The following is a 15,339-nucleotide window of genomic DNA, read 5'->3' on the forward strand; positions in this document are numbered from 1 at the left end:
TGCAGGTTTGCGAGACGGGTTCCAGAGAACAGCAACGATATGAAAAAGATGGCACTTTTGTGGAAGCGTGGTCCTGGGTCGGCATTGCCACACGGTTTATAGTTGCAATCCAGCCGCTGGTCACAGAATGTCCTGGCGATCGCTTTTATGGTAATCCGACCTTCGAAATAATGAGTACCTTGAGATAATGCGCAATTAATAACCGACTTGCGAATAAGCTTATGAAATAACCGCGCCGTTTTATGGATAAATATGCCACCCGGCGTTTTTATCTGGTCTGCCGTTTGATAATGCACAATAATGCCGCCGGTATATTTTATAACAAGTGATTAGTTGTATGAAAAAGACTATTTTTTCGTTAGCGCTTGGCACCTTTGGTCTCGGGATGGCGGAGTTTGGCATTATGGGCGTATTACCTGAAATCGCTCATGATGTCGGCATATCTATTCCCGCCGCGGGCAATATGATCTCATATTATGCCTTTGGCGTGGTGATCGGCGCGCCGGTGATGGCGCTGTTCTCCAGCCGCTTTTCGTTAAAGTCGGTTATGCTGTTTCTCGTGGCGCTGTGCGTTATCGGCAATGCCATCTTCACTTTATCTTCCAGCTATTCGATGCTGGCGTTGGGCCGTCTGATCTCCGGCTTTCCGCACGGCGCATTTTTTGGCGTAGGGGCGATTATCCTGTCAAAAATCGCCCCGCCAGGAAAGGTGACGGCGGCGGTGGCGGGGATGATCGCCGGGATGACGGTCGCCAATTTGCTGGGGGTGCCCGCCGGGACCTGGCTCGGCCATCAGTTTAGCTGGCGCTATACTTTTCTGGCGATTGCGGTGTTTGATATCGCGGTGCTGGTATCCATCGCCTGGTGGGTGCCCACGCTGTTTGATAAATCCACGGCGCGCCTGCGCTCGCAGTTCTGTTTTTTAACATCGCCCGCGCCGTGGTTAATTTTTGCCGCCACGATGTTCGGCAATGCCGGCGTATTCGCATGGTTTAGCTATATTAAGCCGTTTATGATTAACGTCTCCGGTTTCGGTGAGAGCGCCATGATATTCATTATGATGCTGGTGGGCCTCGGGATGGTTCTCGGAAATCTCTTTAGCGGTAAAGTTTCCGTTCGCTTCAGCCCGCTGCGTATTGCCGCCGTTACCGATGGCGTTATTGTGGTGACCTTATTATTGATCTTTCTGCTGGCTGAGCATAAAGCCGCCTCATTAACCCTGGCGTTTATTTGCTGCGCGGCGCTGTTCGCCCTGTCGGCGCCGCTGCAAATTCTGCTGCTGCAAAACGCCAAAGGCGGCGAGATGCTGGGTGCGGCGGGCGGTCAGATAGCCTTTAATCTCGGTAGCGCCATCGGCGCGCTGTTTGGCGGAATGATGATTACGGCCGATTTTGGCTGGCGTTCCGTTGCCTTACCGGCCGCTCTGCTCTCGTTTCTTGCCCTCAGTTCGCTGCTGATTTATGCCCGCTATCAGCAGCGTCCGGCCTGATTCATTTACTCCTGCCAGGGTTCGCCGAGGGTCAACATTAAACGGTTGGCCCAGGCGAAGAACGCTGCCGATTGCAGTAAATCCAGCTGAGCGAGCGTATCCAGGCCCTGCTGTTCGACCGCGGCAAGGTGTCCGGCGCCCAGGGCGGGCGGGGTAACGGAAATCGCGGCGGCGAAATCGATTTGCGCCTGCCAGCCCGGCGTCTGCCCGTCGCTCAGGTTCTCTCCGGGCGTTACCGCCAGCAGCGTTTCTACCGCCGTTTCATCCTTAGCCAGCTGCGCGGCCTTGCGCGCATGCACCGACGCGCAATAAATACAGCCGTTAACTTTGCTCGCCACCGTCGCCGCCAGCTCGCGTTCGGCGCGCGGCAGGCCGCCGGGAGTATAAAAAATCCCTTTGTCGGTTAACGTACGCTGCTCCAGTACCGGCTGGTTGCGCGCCAGCAGGCGGAAATAGGGGGAATCGCTATGGCCGAACTTCGCCAGCAGCGCCTGCTCATCCGGGGTAAACTCCGCCAGCGGTTTAGCCGCCAGCCAGGGCTCCCAGTGCAGTTCGTCGCGGGTAAATCGCACTGGCGCGCGCTTACCGCTGAGGGTTTGCGGCGAGGTATGCCAGAATCCAGCCGCGACCGGGGTTTGTGCGACAGTAATGCTTTTGCCGTTAAGCAGGCGCAGCCCGGTGACCAGCCGACTCTGGAAGCTGACAAAGGCGATAAGCTGGGCGAGGGTGACGATGCCGCGCAGGGTCCAACCGGCGCGGATTAACGCCTCCAGCGGCGATGGCGTGGCCTCCACAGGCGTAAAGGTTAACAGTCGGGCAAAGGCCAGCGCCGGGACCAGCCGCGGGGATGTGGGGTCGGCGATACCAAAACCGGCATAGTGGGCCGCCAGCGCATCGCTCTCATGCAGCTTAGCGACCCTGGCGGCAACGGCAAAACGCTCATCGAGCGGAAAGTCGTTATCCTGCTGACCAAACAGTGTTTCATAGCTTCCCTGAGCGTGGCGGGTGGCCGCCTCGCGCACGGCGCGCGCCGCGGCTAAAGCGGAATCGGGGGCAATCTCTGCCAGTTCGGCCAATATATCCTGACTTAGCGTCATGGTGACTCCTTATGTAACTGAAGGGGCAATGTGCTGAGCGATCAGCTCAAGGGAACGCAGCGTGTCCCGGTGCGACGGTTCAACGGAGTGCACCTGAAACGAAATATCGGTCACCCGCCGCAGCACGCTATCCCGCGCCAGCGAGGCGGCGACGTGTGAGGGGTCGCCAACGTGAGCGTCAAGCTGCGGTAGAAATTCGGTGACAGTGTCACCAATAATTTCATGGCCGGCGGCGCGATGTTGGGCTGCCTGCCGGCGTAAACCGGATTCGGCGACATGTAGCGCGTACTCCTGGCTGTCGGCGACGAAAGCGGTACGCGAGGCGAGGATCCGCGGCGCGACGCCCGCGGGCAGCGCGGCGAGATAGGCGTCGATAATCGGATTCTGAATCGCGTCCAGCGGCAGCATCGGTTGCCCGGACGGGCGCGGCTGGGTACGCGAGAGCATCAGTCCATGTCCGGCCTGCGCGGCGCGGACCGCGCCGTCGACGGAAAATGTGGCAATCCAGATACGTTCCGCCAGCTGCGGCGCCGGAGGGTAAAGATGATTATCCGGATGGGCGAGCGAATCTCCGCGCCAGGCGCTTTGAATCAGATGCAGGTGCTCGGCGAACACCGCGCTGCGCTGGTCGATCGTCAGGCCGAAGGGTAAAAACGAGGTGGGGGTGCCGCCGGAGCCGAAGCCCACCTCCAGCCGCCCATCGGCGAGCAGATCCAGCACCGCCGCATCCTCCGCCACCCGTAGCGGGTTTTCCATCGGCAGAGTGATAATAGCGGTTCCCAGACGGATGCGTTCAGTGTGCGCTGCCGCATGGGCGAGAAAAACCAGCGGCGATGGCAGGCCGCCTTCGTGCTCATGAAAATGGTGCTGCGCAATCCACGCGCTGTCGAACCCAAGGCGTTCGGCGTGGCGAATTTGCTCGGTGGCCAGCCGATAGCGCTCTTTGGGCGTGGCGTGGTCCAGCAGGCGGGTGAAAAAGCCCAGTCGTTTACGCGTCATGCAACCTCCTTGCTCAGGGATGAAAAGTGGGGAATCTCGGCGATAAGCTCGCGGGTATAGTGATGCTGCGGGGCGCTGAACAGACGGCTGACATCCCCATGTTCAACCACCTGGCCCGCCCGCAGCACCGTCACGCTGTGGGCGATACGGCGCACCGTCGCCAAATCGTGAGTGATAAACAGATAGCTCAGCCCGAGCTGCTGCTGAAGCTGCTGCAGCAGGGCGAGAATTTGCGCCTGCACCGTGACGTCCAGCGCTGAGGTCGCTTCATCCAGCACCAGGATCGTTGGCTCAAGGATAAGCGCGCGGGCGATGGCCACCCGCTGACGCTGGCCGCCGGATAGCTCGTGGGCGGTACGCGACAGCAGCTCCGGCGCGAGCGCCACGCGGGCGGCGACCGATTCCACGCGCTGGCGTCTCGTCTCGGCGTTGAGTCGGTCAAAGTTTTTTAGCGGCTCTTCGATAATCTCAAACAGCGTTTGCCGCGGATCCAGGGACGCAAAGGGGTTCTGGTAGACGAACTGTATTTTACGCCGCAGCTGGCGGAGCGCCTCGCGGCTGAGATGCCCGGCATCAATACCGTCAATAGCGATATGGCCAACATCGGCCTTTTCGAACCCCAGCAGGATCCGCGCAAGGGTGGTTTTACCGGAGCCGGACTCACCGACTAGCGCGTGGGTGCTGCCCCGTTTCACCTCGAAACTCACGGCGTCCAGCGCCTGTAAATGCGCGCGGCCTAGCGAAAAACGCTTGCTGATGCCCTCTACGCGGATCGCCGGGGTCGCCAGCACGCGCCCGCTGGCCGGGGGGATGGTCAGCGTCGAACCCTGGAGATCGCTGAGCAGCTGGCGGGTATAGGCGTGCTGCGGCGTGCGCACCACATCGACGGTCGCGCCCTGTTCCTGAATTTCGCCGTGGCGAAAGACCAACAGTCGGTCGGCGCGTTCCGCCGCCAGCGCCAGATCGTGAGTGACGAACAGCACCGCCGTACCGGACTCCCGGCGCAGCGTGTCCAACAGGTCGAGGATCCGTTTTTGTACCGTCACGTCGAGGGCGCTGGTGGGCTCATCGGCAATGATTAAATCGGGTTTCAGGGCGATGGCGATAGCGATCAGCACCCGCTGCTTCATACCACCTGAAAGCTGGTGAGGATATTGATCGATGCGCTGTTCCGGGTGGCTCAGCCCAACCTTCGCCAGTAGCGCCAGCACCTGCGCTTTACGCTCTGCGGCGCTGCTTTGCTGATGCAGGCGCAGAATTTCGCCCACCTGAGCGCCGATAGTTTTTACCGGATTCAGGGAGTTGCCCGGATCCTGAGGCACCAGACTAATCCGCGCGCCGCGAAGGCCGTCGAGGCGTTTGGCGGACCAGCCGCTGATATCTTCGCCGTTAATCGAGATGCGCCCGCTGTCCCGGCGCGCGTTATCCGCCAGCAGGCCGATAATCGCCTGCGCGGTGGTGGTTTTACCCGAACCGGATTCGCCGACGAACGCCAGCATTTCGCCGCGTTTTACCGCAAAACTGACGTCGTGCACCACTTCGCGCCATTCGCGCTGCGAACGATAGCTGATGCGCAGATTCTCGACGGTCAAAACATTCATGGGCGTTCTCCGCTAAATTGACGGCTGATGCGGTTGGCGGCGAGCACTACGGCGATCACCACAAGGCCGGGAAGGGTGGTAAGCCACCAGGCGGTGGAGAGATAGTTCCGGCCCTCAGCGATCAGCAGCCCCCACTCCGGTACCGGCGGCGGCGTGCCGTAGCCGAGAAAACTCAGGGTTGAGAGCGCCAGAATGGCCTGACCGAACTGGAGGGTGGCAAAAGCCAGTACCGCAGTGAGCGAATTGGGCAGAATATGCCGCCAGAAAACGGCGAAAAAAGTGCCGCCGCTGCCGTACGCCGCTTCGACGAAGTCGCTGTGGCGCACGCGAACCACTTCCGCTCGTGCCAGGCGGGCAAAGCTGGCTATTGCCGCGACGCCGACCGCGACGGCGGCGTTAAGGGTGCCGAAACCGAGCAGGATGATGACCGTCAGCGACAATAACAAAGCGGGGATCGCCAGCAGCACGTCAACCAGTCGCATGATCGCCGACTCCACGCGTCCCGCCAGCGCACCGGCCAGGGTGCCCAGCGCGGTACCGATGAACAGGCCGATCGCCACCGCCGCCAGCGCGGCGGAGAGGGAATGCACGGCGCCGTAAACGATGCGGCTCCACAGATCCCGACCCAGCTGGTCGGTGCCCAACCAGTGGCCGGCCTGCGGCGCCAGCCGCTGGGCGCCGGGAAGTCCCTCCAGCGGGTTATAAGCGGTAAACAGCTGCGGGGCGATCGCCATCAGCGCGGCAACGATCGTTATCGCCCAGGCCAGCAGCAGGCCGGGCTGAACGCGCAGCGTACGCCAGTTTATCCTGCGGCGTCGCGCGGCGATTGCGTAATCCACCAGGCTCATACGGCACCTCCGATAACGGTTTTCAGGCGCGGGTCGAACAGCGGCATCAGCAGGTCGACCAGCAGGTTAATCAGTACGAAACCGAGGGCAGAGATCATCACCACCGCCTGCAGCACCGCGATATCCTGATTATTGACGGCCTGCTGCGTCAGCAGTCCCAGACCGCCGCGACCAAACACGGTTTCGGTAATCAGCGCGCCGGCGATCAGTTCCCCCAGCAGCAGACCGGCAATATTGAGTACCGGCAGCAGGGCGTTGCCGGTAACGTGCCGCCACAGAACGCCCGTTTCGCTCAGGCCTTTGGCACGGGCAACGGCGACAAATGGCTGCGCGGCGACCTGATCCAGACTGCGCATCAGGATTTGCGCCAGCGGGGCGGAAATTGGCACCGCGACGGCAATAATGGGCAAAATCAAGCCCTCAACCGGACCCGGGTTGATCACCGGGATCCAGCGCAGCTGAAAGGAGAAAAGCTGAATCAGGGCGATCCCGAGCCAAAACGTTGGCAGCGAGATAAACAGCACCGGCAGCGATTGCAGCGTGTTGCTCAGCCAGCGCAAACCCGGCAGCCGTGAGGCGAAGGCGAGGGTGAACGCCAGCGCCACCGCTAGCGCAAAGGCGGGCAGCGCCAGGCTTAATGTCTCCGGCAGGTTGCTGGCGATAAGCGCGCTGACCGGCAGCCCGGCCTGCAGCGAATAGCCAAAATCGCCCCGTAGCATGGCCCATAGCGTGTGGAAATACTGCTTCCACAGCGGGCTATCGGCCCCGTAGGCGAGGCGCATTTCGGCGATCTGCGCGGGGCTCAGTCCCAGATCCGGGTTCTGAAACTTGATCAGTACCGCATCGCCGGGCAGCACCTGTAACAGGACGAAGGAGAGAGTAAACGCCGCCCACAGCACCAGTAGTCCCTGGCCGGAGCGCCGCAGAAGATAGTGGCTCATCGCGGGCTCCTTAGTGCTTTTCCAGCCACGCGCCGTAGAACGACGGGCGGCCTACCGCTTCAAAACTGACGCCTTTCACCCACGGGGCGCCGGCAAAGACCTGCGGCTCTTCAAATATCGGGATCACGTAGGCGTTATCCAGCAGGTAGCGCTGGGCGTCGCCGGTGAGCTGAAGGCGTTTTTGCGGCTCGACTTCGGCTGAGATCGCGGTCAGCAGCGCGTTGAGCTTATCGTCGCGGAAGCTTTGCACTTTGTCGCTGGAGCCGCCTTTTTGCAGCAGCGCGTCGCGGTTAATGGGGAAGAACATGCTTTTCACCACGTCAGGGTCGGCGCGGCCCACTTCCGACACGGTGAGCGGCGTTTTCAACGGGTCGAGACTGTCCAGCGTACGGCTACCGGCATCACCGGCTTTGACCGCCAGCGCAACGCCGACCTGACGCCACTGCTGGGCGATAAGCTGGAGTACCTCTTTGTTTTGCGGCTGGGGCAGGGATTCATAGACGGTTAACGCCAGGCGCTGACCATCCTTTACCCGTATACCGTCGGCGGCCGGTTTCCAGCCCGCCTCATCCAGCAGCTGTTTCGCTTTGGCCGGATCGAAAGCCAGCTTATCACTGAGGTTTATGTATCCGGCCGCGCTGCTGGCGATGACGGAAGTGGCCTGCGGATAGTTGGCGGAGAACAGGGTTTCGACCACCTGTTTCGCGTTGGTGGCGTGCAGCAGCGCCTGGCGCACGCGCAGGTCGGCAACCAGCGGGTTATCCGGGCGGAAGCTCAGGCTATCGTTGACGCCGCGCGTCGGAGCGGCATAGATTTTAAAGCCTGCATCGGTGGCCTGCTTCTCATCGTAGGCCTGCACCTGGCGGATAAAATCGGCCTGTCCCGCCAGCAGCGCGCCAATACGCACGCCATCCTCCGGGGTGACGATATAGGTTATGCCGTCGAGATTGGCTGGTCCCTGCTGGGCGAGGCTTTTTGGCCCCCATTGATAATCTTTACGCGCGACCAGCGTGAGTTCACGCCCCGGTTTTTCATCTTTAACCGTAAAAGGCCCGGAACCAATAATATGGCGGGCGTCCCCCAACTCTTCAAAATTACGCGCCAGGGTGCTGAGGGAAACCAGTCCGGAGCCGATGGTCGCGGTGCCCTGCAGAAATCCCGGCGAGGGCTTTTTAAAGTAGAATTTTACCGTCAATGGATCGATGACTTCGCTGCGATCGTAATTATTAATCACCTCGGAAACCGGCAGGCGGCGCGCTTTATTCCCAAGCCCGTAGGTATCAAAGTTTTTGGCAACCGCATTGGCGTCAAGCGGGGTTCCGTCCGAGAAGGTGACGCCAGGGCGAATCTTAAAGGTATATTCGGTTTTATCGGCGTTAACGCTCCAGCTTTCGGCAATCCAGGGTTCGACTTGTAGGGTTTCGGGATTTTGCCAGGTCAGCTTATCGGTTATTTGATTCAGGATACCGCCGTTGGGATAGAACCCGCCGGCCGGCGGATAAAGATTAGTATGCGGCTGTTGCTCCAGATAAATTAACGTGCCGCCTTTAACCGGCGCATCGGCGGCCCACGCGGAAAAGGCGCCGCTTAAAAAAAGTGCCGCCAGCGCGGGCAGGCGAAAACGGGTGTGCATGGTGAATTCCTTTGTTATCTATTGTTTGGTCATCATCGGGCGCGCGTTTTAACAAAGGAAGTGAGGATTTGCGCTAAGCATTTGCATAAAAAGCATTTATACCCGGATCGATTTTTAGGGGCTGGTATTTCCATGCCTTTCAGCTGAAACTCATGATGGATAATTTAATGGCTGAGAGATAGTCAGCGTAATAAAGGGATAGCAACGATGCTGAAGTATTTACTGATGTTGGCGGTGACGGTACTGGCGGGCTGTACCAGTGCACCCAATTTGCCTTCTACCGATACCATTATTAAGGTTAAACCTATTGAGTCGGGCATCATTGCCAATTCAAATAAATACAGCTATCGATTCTTCCGTAAAGGGGTGCCGCAGGAGTACCAGCGTTATAATACTTTCTACGAACGCTTCAATAAGGTCGCATCCGGCGTACGGGTGAATTTTGTCGTGAAACAGCATGAGGTTGTTGCGGAATATCTGGTGGTGCTCGACAAGCGCAGGCTGGATGCGAGCCAACAAACTTTATTAACCAACCAATATAAAGCGAATGCACTGGACAACGAGCATCTTGGCGTGCTGTTTAAAGCGACCGGTTTCTGGTCAACCGTTGATCCCAATGAGCTGGATGACGCTTATCGGCTTGCCAGCCCGGTGGTGGTGTCAATTAACGATACAACGCAGACCATTAGCCCGCTCGGAGAGATCGCCCTGATTCCGCTGGTGCCGCTATTTCCGCTGGTGATGATGTACGGTTGCGCAACGGGGCCATGCGTGTAAAGGGGAAATGAAACCTCTCCCGCAGCGGGGAGAGGTCCGACGATTAGCGGCGGAAATCAATGACCATACGGCCGCGAATCTGCCCCTGTTCCATCTCTTTAAAGATGGCGTTGATATCGCCCAGCGGGCGCAGGGTGACTTTCGGTACGACTTTACCTTCTGCGGCGAACTGGAAGGCTTCGGTCAGATCCTGACGGGTGCCGACCAGCGAACCGACCACCTCAATTCCGTCGAGGACCAGACGCGGAATGTCCAGGCTCATCGCTTCCGGGGGCAGGCCTACCGCCACCACGCGTCCGCCGGCGCGAACCGCGTCTACCGCTGAGTTGAACGCCGCTTTAGCGACGGCGGTGACCACTGCGGCATGCGCGCCGCCCGTTTTCTCGTGAATGATTTTGGCCGCGTCTTCGCTGCGGGAGTTGATGGTCAGGTCCGCGCCCATTTCCGCGGCCAGCTTCAGCTGTTCATCGTTAACGTCAAGGGCGATCACTTTGGCGTTAAACACGTTTTTGGCGTACTGCAGCGCAAGGTTGCCGAGGCCGCCGAGGCCATAGATGGCGATCCACTGGCCGGGTTTGATATGGGAGACTTTTACCGCTTTATAGGTCGTCACGCCCGCGCAGGTGATGCTGCTGGCCGCCGCTGAATCCAGCCCGTCCGGCACTTTGACCGCATAATCGGCCATGACGATGCACTCTTCCGCCATACCGCCATCGACGGTATAGCCGGCGTTTTTCACCGAGCGACACAGCGTCTCGTTGCCGCTGTTACAATATTCACAATGCCCGCAGCCTTCGAAGAACCACGCGACGCTGGCGCGATCGCCCGGCTTCAGAGAATGCACGCCAGGACCGACCTGCTGTACGACGCCCACGCCTTCATGGCCAAGGATGACCCCGGTTTTATCGCCAAAATCGCCGTTCTTGACGTGCAGGTCGGTGTGGCATACGCCGCAGCAATCCATTTTTAATAGGGCTTCGCCATGTTGCAGTGGACGAAGCGTTTTTTCCGTAACATTGACCTGATGATCTTGCGTGACAACAGCAGCTTTCATTCTGTTCTCCTTATTGAACATAAGCGTACTAACACAATTTTGTTTTTTACGCATGCTAAGGTTTAGCTCAAATCATCACAAAATCAAGGGAATAATAGCAGTTCCTGGCTGAGATGAGTTTCACGTGCCGTTTTTTTAATCAGATTTATTAATGAAATTATCGTCACATTACCGTCATCGTTACGTCATGCACGCTTCATTTGCGGCCTCTATCGTTCTGTATTTCAATTTCTTATAACGAGAGAGCGACAATACAATGCATCTGGTAAAAACACTCCTTGCCTCAGGCCTTCTGCTTTCCGCTGCCGCTCAGGCGCAGAACGTACTGGATTTCCCGCAGCCGAAAAACAATCCTGAAGAGTTTTATGCGGTGACCGAAATTCCCGCGGGCGGGATTATCAAATATGAAACCGACGCCAAAACCGGCTTTCTGATCGCCGATCGTTTTCAGTCGATGCCGGTGGCCTATCCGGCTAACTACGGCTCGCTGACCCAATCTCTGGCAGGAGATGGCGATCCGCTGGACGTGGTGTTTTACACCCGCGCGCCGATGGCGCCGGGAACGCTGATTAAGCTGCGCGCGATTGGTGTGCTCAAGATGATTGATGGCGGCGAGAAGGACGACAAAATCATTGCCGTTCCGGCAAGCAAAATCGACCCAACCTACGATGACATCAACGCGATCGGCGATCTGCCGAAAATTGAGCAGGAGCGTTTGCAGGCTTTCTTCCGCGTTTACAAACAGCTGCCGGAAGGGCGTAAAAAAGTGGAGCTGAACGGCTTTAACGATGCCGCCGCCGCGAAGCAGGAAATTAAAGCGGCATGGGATGCCTGGAAAGAGAAAAATCCGCAATAAGCGGAAAAACAGGCATCGCCCGGTGCCTGTCGCTTTTTCTTCGCCTTATTCTCCGCAGAGTGCGGCAATACGGGGAACTACGCCGGAACCGCCGAAATTTCCGTTACCCTGCGTCCTTTTCTTCAGCCCCTGCGTGGCGACGATGCGCTCGGGATTGCTTTTTTCACGGGTAATAAGATCCCGGTCAATCTCACTGCTGACGTTGTCTCATATCACTGGTACGATATAAATCTCTTTCACGGCCCCTTATACGTACATATTTATGACAGAAATGACGTTATAAGTTATTTGCAGGCTAATGAAATTCTTGCGTTAAAACTCGACCACGCATTAGAGGGTGTAGGAAAAGATGTATCAAATCAGATTGAAAGGATCGGTGCAGGTGCAACGCGTGTGCTGTATTATACATCCTGCTTTACTGATGAATATCAGGTCGTATGCCAGAAACAAAAGTCCAAAGATATCCGATTTACTAAAGGCGTTTATCATATTATAAGGCGTGGAGATGTTGTGTATGAAATGCTTAGAATTTACTTTGAAGAAGTATTCCGATACAAAACGTCCGATCAACTAGAGCACATCAAACAACTGTTAATGGCAGTAAATATTCATATTTCCGCAAGTTCACTCACAAATACAGGATTTGCTTTAGCAACAGCATCATTTGTCGCTGCAGGCATGAATTTAAGTCTTGAACTCAGTGCACTGGCAGGGCGAAGAGCGGGAGGTATTGTTGGGATTATTGGTTTATATGGCGTTGTGCAGAAAGCAGCAGATAGTGCGCGTCGTCTTGCTATTAATTGTCCAGCGTACTACTCAGCGCTATATGCACAAGAGCTGGAGATGATGTACTTCCTGATAGAGCCATTGTTTGAACGAGCTGAAGCGTTTAATGCACAAAGGGTATCGGATGGCGAGATTGCAAACATCATCACCAGGATGATTCGATAATCATGATGAGTCTTATTAAAAGGTTTTTCAGACGGATATTCAGGTCATTGATATCGATGTACGGTCCTGCCTTATTGACACTTTTATTTGCAATTGTCCTTTTTCAAATTTTTCCTGACGGACCAATATGGCCTGTCCCCATATTCTGCATTTTTGTGATCGTTATTTTTTATCGATATGTGAAATGGTAATCATCAAAACATCAAAATTTAGCATTATTTGAAATTTATTTATAAGGAAATTCTATGTCTATACCCGCACATTTATGGCTTGAAGATGAAAATGGTTCGCCGATTGTTGGCAGTTGCCAAATGCCACTTCGCCTGGGTTCAATCGAATTAAAATCATTCTCTCACGGTGTCACTATTCCGGTTGACCCGAGCTGGGGAAAACTTACAGGTACACGCGTTCACCGCCCTATAACGATAGTGAAAGAATTTGATCAGACAACACCACTTCTGTACCGCGCGGTCTGTGAAGGCCGGACCATGAAAAAGGCTACAATTAAGAGGTACCGCATTCAGGAATCGGGCATCGAGGCCGAGTATTTCAATATCATTCTTGAAAACGTCAGGTTCACAACGGTCGCACCATTCCTGTCTCCTGACGGTATGAGTAGTACTCACCTTGAAACGCTTGAATTGCGTTATGAAGCAATTACCTGGATGTATACGGAGGGTAATATTATCTATCGTGATTCATGGAACGATCGTTGTTGTGCCTGATGACAAGGGGTACCAAGGGAGGCCATTGTCTCCCTTGGCTCTGACGAGGAGTTAAAATGAGCGACTTAACCACGAGGATTGCTATCGTTACCGGCTTTCGTCCGGGAATGATTGGCCGCATTACGCAGATGCACGGCGAGTACTATGCGAAGCACTACGGATTTGGTCACTTTTTCGAGAGCAAGGTGGCCAGCGGGCTGGCGGAGTTTTCCGGTCGTCTTGAGAAACCGTGCAACCGGGTTTGGCTTGCCGTTCAGGGTGGGCAGATTGTCGGATCGGTGGCGATTGACGGCGAAGACCTCGGTAACAATCAAGCGCACCTGCGCTGGTTTATCCTCGACGATAGCTGTCGGGGAAGCGGCATTGGCCGCCGTCTGCTGAATGAAGCGATGGCTTTTTGCGATAGCCAGGGCTTTTCTGCGGTGCAGCTGTGGACCTTCAGCGGGCTGAACGCCGCCCGCAGGCTATATGAATCCTTCGGCTTCACGCTGCATAAAGAGTGGCAGGGCGATCAGTGGGGGCGGATGATGACCGAGCAGCAGTTTAGCCGGCAGCAGGCCCGCGCTGGATAATCTCCCGGCGCGAATCGCCGCGCCGGGAGAACCTCTTTTAGCTTAATTTCGTATTGATCGTCGCCATCTCCTTACGCCACTGCGCCTGCAGCTGCGGTTTTTGATGTTTTGACTTGCGCGCCAGATCGTCGGCCAGCAGCTGCTCAAGCGTGATTAACCGCTCCAGCAGCGCATCATGATCGTCCTCTGCTTCGCGCCTGTTCACCGTCGTCTCCTCTATCAGCGGACGGCGAACGGCGGCGCGTAAAACGTCATACACCTCGTCGGCGCTTTGCCATTCGCTTAGCCCGCGCTCGTCGATAAGCCAGAAGCGATTGCAGCTCTGGTTGATGAGCTCGCGATCGTGGCTGACCAGCAGCAGGCCGCCGGGGTAGTCGTTCAGCGTCGCCGCCAGCGCCGTTTTGCCATCCATATCTAAATGGTTGGTGGGCTCATCCAGCAGCAGCAGGCTATAGCGGGCCAGAGACAGGCCGACGAACAGCAAGCGCGAACGCTCGCCGCCGCTTAAGGTGGCGACCTTTTGCCCGTGACGCGCCCAGCTAAACCCGGCGGAGATCAGCGCCCGCCTGCGCGTCTCCGGCGCCGGTTCAAAGGGCTCCAGCGCGTCGAGAAGGGTGTCGCCATCCGCCAGTTGATGCAGGGTCTGGTCGTAGTAACCGGGCTTCAGCCGCGGATGCAGACGCAGACCGGGCTCCGTCGTTTCCTGCTGCATTTGCCGCCACAGCAGACGCAGCAGCGAAGACTTGCCGCAGCCGTTACGTCCCATCACCGCCACCCGATCGCCGCTTTTCAGACGCGCCAGGCCCGCAGTGAACAGGGCCGGCAGACCCGGCGCGGGCGAAACGGGGAGCTGTTCCATCTCCAGCAGTCGATCGGCCCGCAGCATGTCGCCGCACAGCGCCAGCCGCCAGGGCGTTCCGTCGGTGAGCTCGGTTTGGCTATCCTTCAGGCGCTGAACCTGCTTTTCCATCTGCTTGGCTTTGCGCGAGAGATCTTCGTTGTCATACGTCCGTCCCCAGATGGCCAGCCGTTTGGCGCTGGCGGCGACCCGGTCGATCTCCTTTTGCTCCGCTTTATGGCGCAGCGCGTCGCTGGCGTCCTGGGCTTCCAGCGCCTGACGGGCGGCGCTGCAGGGCAGGGAGAAGGCGTGCAGGGTTCTGTCGCGCAGGATCCAACTGGCATTAGTTACAGCATCCAATAGGATATTGTCATGCGACACCAGAACGAAGCTCCCCTGCCAGGTCTGCAAGAAGCTTTCCAGCCACAGGAGGGTCGGCAGGTCGAGGTGGTTTCCCGGCTCATCCAGCAGCAGGAGATCCGGTTGCTGGATCAGCGCTCTGGCAAGCAGCAGCCGGGTGTGCTGACCGCCGCTAAGCGTTGACGCCAGCTGCAGGACCTCATCTGGCGTAAAGCCCATCTCCGCCAGCAGCCTTTCTGCTTGCCAGCGCTGGCTCTCACGTTCAAGGACGGGAAGTTTCGCCAGTACCGCCTGCAGCAGAGGCTGCGCTAACAGCGTATCGGGTAGATGCTGTTCCACTCGCGCCATCAGACAGTGATTGGCCAGCGCCACGCTGCCCGAATTGGGCACGATAGTGCCGTCCAACACCTGTAGCAGGGTACTCTTTCCGCAGCCGTTGTAGCCAATCAGGCCAATGCGGTCGCCTTTTTTCAGGGTAAAGGAGAGGTTAGTGAACAGCGGACCAAACGCCGTATCAACATGAAGAGATTGTGCAGTTAGTAATGTGCTCATTGTGAACTTACTCAAGAGTTACAGGCATGTGAATGCCTCGTCAAAC

The 15,339-nt window shown here is 57.2% G+C and carries 14 protein-coding genes and 1 pseudogene; 7 read left to right on the forward strand and 8 right to left on the reverse strand.

The window, feature by feature from the left end:
• Window positions 1-337: 337 nt before the first annotated feature.
• Window positions 338-1,489, forward strand: coding sequence for an MFS transporter AraJ (gene araJ, locus KCG39_RS04565; RefSeq protein ID WP_004120634.1), 1,152 nt, complete (start codon window positions 338-340; stop codon window positions 1,487-1,489).
• Between the two features lie 5 nt (window positions 1,490-1,494).
• Here araJ and KCG39_RS04570 read toward each other — a convergent pair whose 3' ends face one another.
• Genes KCG39_RS04570 through KCG39_RS04595 form a run of 6 tightly spaced genes read right to left on the reverse strand, consistent with a single transcriptional unit; the run spans window position 1,495 to window position 8,608 of the window.
• A complete protein-coding gene (locus tag KCG39_RS04570) occupies window positions 1,495-2,586 on the reverse strand; it encodes an alkylhydroperoxidase domain protein (protein WP_004120632.1) in 1,092 nt (363 codons plus the stop codon).
• 9 nt (window positions 2,587-2,595) lie between these two features.
• Window positions 2,596-3,585: a putative FMN-dependent luciferase-like monooxygenase gene (locus KCG39_RS04575; RefSeq protein WP_123828084.1), complete on the reverse strand. Its 990-nt coding sequence runs from the start codon at window positions 3,583-3,585 to the stop codon at window positions 2,596-2,598.
• A complete protein-coding gene (locus KCG39_RS04580; RefSeq protein ID WP_211811557.1) occupies window positions 3,582-5,186 on the reverse strand; it encodes a dipeptide ABC transporter ATP-binding protein in 1,605 nt (534 codons plus the stop codon). The genes KCG39_RS04575 and KCG39_RS04580 overlap by 4 nt, the downstream gene beginning before the upstream one ends.
• Window positions 5,183-6,034 (reverse strand): ABC transporter permease, encoded by an 852-nt coding sequence (locus tag KCG39_RS04585; RefSeq protein WP_004120626.1) that lies wholly within the window; start codon window positions 6,032-6,034, stop codon window positions 5,183-5,185. The genes KCG39_RS04580 and KCG39_RS04585 overlap by 4 nt, the downstream gene beginning before the upstream one ends.
• A complete protein-coding gene (locus KCG39_RS04590) occupies window positions 6,031-6,975 on the reverse strand; it encodes an ABC transporter permease (RefSeq protein WP_112165128.1) in 945 nt (314 codons plus the stop codon). Before KCG39_RS04590 ends, KCG39_RS04585 begins: the two co-directional genes overlap by 4 nt.
• Before the next feature lie 10 nt (window positions 6,976-6,985).
• A complete protein-coding gene (locus KCG39_RS04595) occupies window positions 6,986-8,608 on the reverse strand; it encodes a TIGR04028 family ABC transporter substrate-binding protein (RefSeq protein ID WP_004120612.1) in 1,623 nt (540 codons plus the stop codon).
• Window positions 8,609-8,815: 207 nt separating this feature from the next.
• Between KCG39_RS04595 and KCG39_RS04600 the strand changes: the two genes are divergently transcribed.
• The gene (locus KCG39_RS04600; RefSeq protein WP_004120608.1) at window positions 8,816-9,385 is read left to right on the forward strand and encodes a hypothetical protein; all 570 of its coding nucleotides are present in this window, start codon (window positions 8,816-8,818) and stop codon (window positions 9,383-9,385) included.
• A gap of 43 nt (window positions 9,386-9,428) precedes the next feature.
• Here the strand turns inward: KCG39_RS04600 and adhP are convergent, their stop codons facing one another.
• Window positions 9,429-10,439 (reverse strand): alcohol dehydrogenase AdhP, encoded by a 1,011-nt coding sequence (adhP, locus tag KCG39_RS04605; RefSeq protein WP_004120604.1) that lies wholly within the window; start codon window positions 10,437-10,439, stop codon window positions 9,429-9,431.
• A 256-nt stretch (window positions 10,440-10,695) separates the two neighbouring features.
• On the opposite strand from adhP, the gene KCG39_RS04610 reads away from it, so the two are divergent.
• From KCG39_RS04610 to KCG39_RS04625, 5 genes and pseudogenes are all read left to right on the forward strand, one after another.
• Complete coding sequence (locus KCG39_RS04610; RefSeq protein ID WP_004120601.1) at window positions 10,696-11,295, forward strand: inorganic diphosphatase; 600 nt, start codon at window positions 10,696-10,698, stop codon at window positions 11,293-11,295.
• Between the two features lie 258 nt (window positions 11,296-11,553).
• Window positions 11,554-12,246 (forward strand): hypothetical protein, encoded by a 693-nt coding sequence (locus KCG39_RS04615; protein WP_142468246.1) that lies wholly within the window; start codon window positions 11,554-11,556, stop codon window positions 12,244-12,246.
• A 2-nt stretch (window positions 12,247-12,248) separates the two neighbouring features.
• Complete coding sequence (locus KCG39_RS27745; protein ID WP_049113377.1) at window positions 12,249-12,437, forward strand: hypothetical protein; 189 nt, start codon at window positions 12,249-12,251, stop codon at window positions 12,435-12,437.
• A 54-nt stretch (window positions 12,438-12,491) separates the two neighbouring features.
• The gene (locus KCG39_RS04620; protein ID WP_142468247.1) at window positions 12,492-12,971 is read left to right on the forward strand and encodes an Hcp family type VI secretion system effector; all 480 of its coding nucleotides are present in this window, start codon (window positions 12,492-12,494) and stop codon (window positions 12,969-12,971) included.
• A gap of 77 nt (window positions 12,972-13,048) precedes the next feature.
• Window positions 13,049-13,543 (forward strand): annotated as a pseudogene (locus tag KCG39_RS04625) (GNAT family N-acetyltransferase); the annotation flags it as partial.
• A 37-nt stretch (window positions 13,544-13,580) separates the two neighbouring features.
• On the opposite strand, the gene KCG39_RS04630 reads toward KCG39_RS04625, so the two are convergent.
• The gene (locus KCG39_RS04630) at window positions 13,581-15,293 is read right to left on the reverse strand and encodes an ABC-F family ATP-binding cassette domain-containing protein (RefSeq protein WP_142468249.1); all 1,713 of its coding nucleotides are present in this window, start codon (window positions 15,291-15,293) and stop codon (window positions 13,581-13,583) included.
• Window positions 15,294-15,339: the final 46 nt, after the last annotated feature.

This window comes from Klebsiella pasteurii, assembly GCF_018139045.1.
Lineage (GTDB): Bacteria > Pseudomonadota > Gammaproteobacteria > Enterobacterales > Enterobacteriaceae > Klebsiella > Klebsiella grimontii.

Excerpts from the sequence above, each read along its gene's own strand:
- araJ (WP_004120634.1), top strand. The coding sequence starts at position 338 with ATGAAAAAGACTATTTTTTCGTTAGCGCTTGGCACCTTTGGTCTCGGG.
- KCG39_RS04570 (WP_004120632.1), bottom strand. The coding sequence starts at position 2,586 with ATGACGCTAAGTCAGGATATATTGGCCGAACTGGCAGAGATTGCCCCC.
- KCG39_RS04575 (WP_123828084.1), bottom strand. The coding sequence starts at position 3,585 with ATGACGCGTAAACGACTGGGCTTTTTCACCCGCCTGCTGGACCACGCC.
- KCG39_RS04580 (WP_211811557.1), bottom strand. The coding sequence starts at position 5,186 with ATGAATGTTTTGACCGTCGAGAATCTGCGCATCAGCTATCGTTCGCAG.
- KCG39_RS04585 (WP_004120626.1), bottom strand. The coding sequence starts at position 6,034 with ATGAGCCTGGTGGATTACGCAATCGCCGCGCGACGCCGCAGGATAAAC.
- KCG39_RS04590 (WP_112165128.1), bottom strand. The coding sequence starts at position 6,975 with ATGAGCCACTATCTTCTGCGGCGCTCCGGCCAGGGACTACTGGTGCTG.
- KCG39_RS04595 (WP_004120612.1), bottom strand. The coding sequence starts at position 8,608 with ATGCACACCCGTTTTCGCCTGCCCGCGCTGGCGGCACTTTTTTTAAGC.
- KCG39_RS04600 (WP_004120608.1), top strand. The coding sequence starts at position 8,816 with ATGCTGAAGTATTTACTGATGTTGGCGGTGACGGTACTGGCGGGCTGT.
- adhP (WP_004120604.1), bottom strand. The coding sequence starts at position 10,439 with ATGAAAGCTGCTGTTGTCACGCAAGATCATCAGGTCAATGTTACGGAA.
- KCG39_RS04610 (WP_004120601.1), top strand. The coding sequence starts at position 10,696 with ATGCATCTGGTAAAAACACTCCTTGCCTCAGGCCTTCTGCTTTCCGCT.
- KCG39_RS27745 (WP_049113377.1), top strand. The coding sequence starts at position 12,249 with ATGATGAGTCTTATTAAAAGGTTTTTCAGACGGATATTCAGGTCATTG.
- KCG39_RS04620 (WP_142468247.1), top strand. The coding sequence starts at position 12,492 with ATGTCTATACCCGCACATTTATGGCTTGAAGATGAAAATGGTTCGCCG.
- KCG39_RS04630 (WP_142468249.1), bottom strand. The coding sequence starts at position 15,293 with ATGAGCACATTACTAACTGCACAATCTCTTCATGTTGATACGGCGTTT.